This is a genomic window from Lactobacillus nasalidis, from assembly GCF_016587775.1.
Classification (GTDB): domain Bacteria; phylum Bacillota; class Bacilli; order Lactobacillales; family Lactobacillaceae; genus Lactobacillus; species Lactobacillus nasalidis.
Window position 1 is genome coordinate 1 of sequence record NZ_BOCG01000081.1, and the last position, 4162, is coordinate 4162.

A 4162-nucleotide genomic window follows, 5' to 3' on the forward strand; every position below is an offset into this window, starting at 1 on the left:
GCTGGACGCCTTCGGCTGCCACGGGGTTTCCGGCATCGTCGGCTCTTTGACCGTCGGGCTCTTTGCCAGCCGGGGAATCGACAAGCAGATTTCCTTGAACGGTCTCTTTTACGGCGGCGGCTGGCGCCTGCTCTTCAACCAGCTGGCCGGCACCCTGTTCACGATCGTCTTTACCCTCCTAATGGTCAGCTTGATCACCTTCATCTTGAAGCGGTTCGTCAGCATGCGGGTTTCCGTGCGCGACGAGCAGCTGGGCCTGGACCTCAGCGAGCACGGCGAATTCGCGGACTACCAAGTCGGCGAGGCTTCCGTCTTTTCATTGAAATAGACAGCAAAAAAGCTTTGGCACAAGCCAAAGCTTTTTTCTTTTGCTCAGTTGAAGGAATACAGGCGCTGCAGGATCAGGTAGGCCCCGCTGACCATCTGCCGCATTGGCCGGGCGTCCCGGGAGACAAAATGGCCCACTAGGCGGTGCTTGAAGGACTTGTAGGTCTCCAGGTCATAAGTCTTCAGGAACTGCCAGAGCTCGTCTTTTTTGTCCAGGTAGACCTGTTTTTTGCCGCGGATCAGGATGACGCTGGTCACGCCGGTAACGGCCTCCAGGAAGTATTTCATGTACTTGGCGTATGGAGCCCGCTTGTTGACCTGGGAAGCGTAGAAAACGATCAGCTGCTTGTTGATCAGGATCTGCTGGTCGATCTTCCTCAGCATCACCTGCTCGTTGACCGACTGGTCGTCTCTGCCGATAAAGTAGTGGTAGAGGTTGACCGGCAAATAGCGCATGGTCTGCACGTGCACCATCGGTTCGAAGACGAAAATGTTGTCGTCATAGGAAACCTTGGTCGGCAAGGTGACCTTGGAGCGTTCCAGAACCTTCCGGTTGTAGATCACGGAGTGCAGCATGAAGTACTGGCCCAGCCGCAGCTTGACCTCATCCCAGGAAAAAGTCCGCCCCACCGGCAAGTGCGGGAACTTGATCACCCGCTGCCGGTTCAGGGCCGGCTTGTCATAGACGTAGTTGGCCAGGAAAAGGTCCACTTCGGGATTGTTGTCCAGATAGTCCAACACCTGCAGATAGGCCTCCTGGTCCAGCCAGTCGTCGCTGTCGACGATCTTGACATACCGGCCCCTGGCCAGGCGGAGGCCATGGTTGATCGCCCCGCCGTGGCCGGCATTTTCCTGGTGCACGGCCTCAATTGCCGGATACCGGTCATGATATTCGTCCAGCAGCCGGCCGGTTTCATCGGTCGATCCGTCGTCGATAAGGATGATCTGCACCCGGTCCTGGCCGGCCAGAAGTGAGTCGACGCAGCGCTTGAGATAAGCAGCTGAATTATAGCAGGGGACAATGATTGTTAATGTTTCTTTCACCGTGGCACTCTTCTTTCCCATGACTTTTTTGTCCCTACTAGTATAGCAACTTTTTCTAAAAGAAAGCCTTTTCCAATGCTAAAGAATCTTTAAATTCAAATTAATTCTGCTTTGGCAAACAAAAAACTCCCTGCCCGGAGGCAGAGAGCTTGTTTTTTGCTTAACTTAGGGAAAAATTAGCCCATCAAAGCGATTGGGTCCAACTTGATCCCAGGGCCAAAGGTTGCGGCAACTGCGCAGCTCTTGATGTATTGACCCTTGGCTGAAGCTGGCTTTGCACGCAGGATAGCGTTTTGCAAAGCGCGGAAGTTTTCAGTCAGTTGTTCTTCAGTGAATGAAACCTTGCCGATAGCAGCGTGGATTGAAGCTTGACGGTCGACACGGTATTCTACTTGACCAGCCTTAACGTTTTGAACAGCCTTGGCAGTGTCCATAGTAACAGTACCAGTCTTCGGGTTTGGCATCAAGCCCTTAGGCCCAAGCACACGACCCAAACGACCAACCTTGGCCATCATCATCGGGGTTGCGATAACAACGTCAAAGTCCATGTAGCCGTTTTGAACCTTTTCTACCAGGTCGTCTGCACCAACTTCGTCAGCGCCGGCTTCCTTGGCTGCTTCGGCTTGTGGGCCTTCAGCGAAGACGATAACCTTAACTGACTTACCAGTACCGTTTGGCAGAACGATTGAGCCACGGATTTGTTGGTCAGCTTGCTTCGGGTCAACGCTCAGGTTGTATGATACTTCTACAGAAGCGTCAAAGTTAGCGTATGAAGTTTCCTTAACGAGCTTGATAGCGTCTTCTACTGAGTACAACTTGCTGCTGTCGACTTTCTTAGCAGCTTCTACGTATTTCTTACCATGCTTTGGCATGAAAAATCCTCCTTGTATGTGTGGTCAAACGAGCTTTCTCTTTGCTCTCCCACCTGACTTGTTAATCAAAAAATTAACAAATTAGTCCTTTACTTCGATACCCATACTTCTAGCGGTACCTTCAACCATACGCATAGCAGCTTCGATTGAGGCAGCGTTAAGGTCCTTCATCTTGGTTTCAGCGATTTCCTTAACTTGAGCAGTGGTTACAGAACCAACCTTGTTCTTGTTAGGTTCACCGGAAGCCTTTTGAATGCCAGCAGCTTGCTTCAGCAAGATTGGTGCTGGAGGAGTCTTGGTTACGAAGTCGAATGAACGGTCTTCGTAAACAGTAATGACTACAGGGATGATCATGCCCTTTTGGTCAGCAGTACGAGCATTGAAGTCCTTGGTAAAGCCAACAATGTTGATACCTGCTTGACCCAAAGCAGGACCTACTGGAGGTGCAGGGGTTGCAGCGCCAGCTGGAATTTGTAACTTAACAACGTTAATAACTTTCTTTGCCACGGTCAAAACCTCCTTGATTCCGTGATGCGGTTAAAATGGAGAGTTTCCACACTCTCCTCCCACAATAATAAAGTACGTTTAATATAGTACTCTGAAAAAAGGCAGATTGCAAGACTTTTTTATTAGTCTTCCATCTTCTTGACTTGGTCAAAGTCCAGTTCGGCGGTCGTTGCGTGGCCGAACATGTCGATGGTCAAGAAGAGCTTTTGCTTGTCGTCTTGGATTTCCGCGATCTTGCCGACCATGCCGTTGAAGGCACCTTCGGTGATCATGACGCTTTCGCCGACTTCGTAGTCGTAGTCGACCTTTTCGCTGGCTTCGCCTTCCTGCATCTGCAAAATGGCTGCCACTTCGTCATCGTAAAGCGGAGAAGGCTTTGAACCACCGCCGTGGCTGCCGACAAAGCCAGTCACGTTTGGCGTGTTCCGGACGACGAACCAGCTTTCGTCAGTCATGACCATCTCAACCAGCACGTAGCCTGGGAAGACCTTTTCATTGACTTCTTCCTTCTTGCCGTGAACGTCTTCGATCTTTGGTTCCTGCGGAACGACAACCCGGAAGATGTAGTCCTGCATCCCCAGTGACTGTGCCCGGGAGAGCAAGTCAGATCTAACCTTGTCTTCGAAACCAGAATAAGTGTGCAAGACGTACCATTGCTTCTTGGCGGATTCTACCATAATCTCAAAATCTCCTTTTTTGGCAAACAAAAAAACCTCGCTACAGAGGTTTCTAAAACTAGCATGATTATAACATATTTTGCTGCTCTTACAGAACCATTTGAATCAATCTTTCAAACACCCAGTCCAAAGCACCCAAGAAAAGCGCGTAAAGCAGAGAAGTTACGACCACGTTAACCGTGTCGCGCCGGTTTTCCTTTGCGCTTGGCCAGTGAACCAGTTTCATCTCGTGACCAACGCTCTTAAAAAACTTAATCATCCCTGTCTACCTCGTTTCCTTGTGCAAAGTCTTCTTGCCGCAGTGCTTGCAGAACTTGTTCAGTTCCAAGCGCTTGGTGCGGCTGCTGCTTGCAGTGATTGAGTAGTTCCGTGACCCGCAGACGCTGCAGGCCAAAGCTGCTTTCTTTACTGCCATAAATTTCACCTTCAAACTTCATTAAATTTTAGCAAAAATTCTCCTTAAAAGCAACTGTTTGCTGACAGACTTTATTTGCCATCTCACAGCGCGACTGTGTCATAATGGTACTATCAATCACTGTTACTGTTTTTATAGCCTGCCCAGCCGCGGGCAAGAGGAGAAGAAAATGAACCAACACCCTGAATACCTGCTGAACAAGATCAAGTCGCCAGCCGACTTGAAGGTGCTCAACTTAGAGGAAATGACCCAGCTGGCCGCGGAAATCCGCCAGCTGATCATTGAAAAAGACGCCGCTGTCGGCGGCCACCTGGGACCGG

The 4162-nt window shown here is 50.2% G+C and carries 7 protein-coding genes and 1 pseudogene; 2 read left to right on the top strand and 6 right to left on the bottom strand.

The window, feature by feature from the left end; genetic code table 11:
• A pseudogene (locus tag lacNas_RS01035) lies at positions 1 to 328 on the top strand (ammonium transporter); the annotation flags it as partial.
• A 44-nt stretch (positions 329 to 372) separates the two neighbouring features.
• Here lacNas_RS01035 and lacNas_RS01040 read toward each other — a convergent pair.
• From lacNas_RS01040 to rpmG, 6 genes are all read right to left on the bottom strand, one after another.
• Positions 373 to 1371 carry a glycosyltransferase family 2 protein gene (locus tag lacNas_RS01040; RefSeq protein WP_201331728.1) on the bottom strand — a complete coding sequence of 333 codons (999 nt, stop codon included), beginning with the start codon at positions 1369 to 1371 and terminating at the stop codon, positions 373 to 375.
• Positions 1372 to 1547: 176 nt separating this feature from the next.
• Positions 1548 to 2243, bottom strand: coding sequence for a 50S ribosomal protein L1 (rplA, locus tag lacNas_RS01045; RefSeq protein ID WP_201331729.1), 696 nt, complete (start codon positions 2241 to 2243; stop codon positions 1548 to 1550).
• 81 nt (positions 2244 to 2324) lie between these two features.
• Entirely contained in the window at positions 2325 to 2750 is a 426-nt protein-coding gene (rplK, locus tag lacNas_RS01050) for a 50S ribosomal protein L11 (protein ID WP_201331730.1), read from the bottom strand.
• Between the two features lie 122 nt (positions 2751 to 2872).
• Entirely contained in the window at positions 2873 to 3427 is a 555-nt protein-coding gene (nusG, locus tag lacNas_RS01055; RefSeq protein WP_201331731.1) for a transcription termination/antitermination protein NusG, read from the bottom strand.
• Between the two features lie 88 nt (positions 3428 to 3515).
• Positions 3516 to 3686: a preprotein translocase subunit SecE gene (gene secE, locus lacNas_RS01060; RefSeq protein WP_201331732.1), complete on the bottom strand. Its 171-nt coding sequence runs from the start codon at positions 3684 to 3686 to the stop codon at positions 3516 to 3518.
• A gap of 6 nt (positions 3687 to 3692) precedes the next feature.
• Positions 3693 to 3842: a 50S ribosomal protein L33 gene (gene rpmG, locus lacNas_RS01065; RefSeq protein WP_201331733.1), complete on the bottom strand. Its 150-nt coding sequence runs from the start codon at positions 3840 to 3842 to the stop codon at positions 3693 to 3695.
• A 169-nt stretch (positions 3843 to 4011) separates the two neighbouring features.
• On the opposite strand from rpmG, the gene lacNas_RS01070 reads away from it, so the two are divergent.
• The coding region (locus tag lacNas_RS01070) for a 1-deoxy-D-xylulose-5-phosphate synthase N-terminal domain-containing protein (RefSeq protein ID WP_280515420.1) at positions 4012 to 4162 on the top strand (151 nt) is incomplete at its 3' end.

What these genes read in the sequence shown, in the direction of transcription:
- secE (WP_201331732.1), bottom strand. Translation starts at nt 3,686, where the DNA reads ATGATTAAGTTTTTTAAGAGCGTTGGTCACGAGATGAAACTGGTTCAC.
- nusG (WP_201331731.1), bottom strand. Translation starts at nt 3,427, where the DNA reads ATGGTAGAATCCGCCAAGAAGCAATGGTACGTCTTGCACACTTATTCT.
- rplA (WP_201331729.1), bottom strand. Translation starts at nt 2,243, where the DNA reads ATGCCAAAGCATGGTAAGAAATACGTAGAAGCTGCTAAGAAAGTCGAC.
- rpmG (WP_201331733.1), bottom strand. Translation starts at nt 3,842, where the DNA reads ATGGCAGTAAAGAAAGCAGCTTTGGCCTGCAGCGTCTGCGGGTCACGG.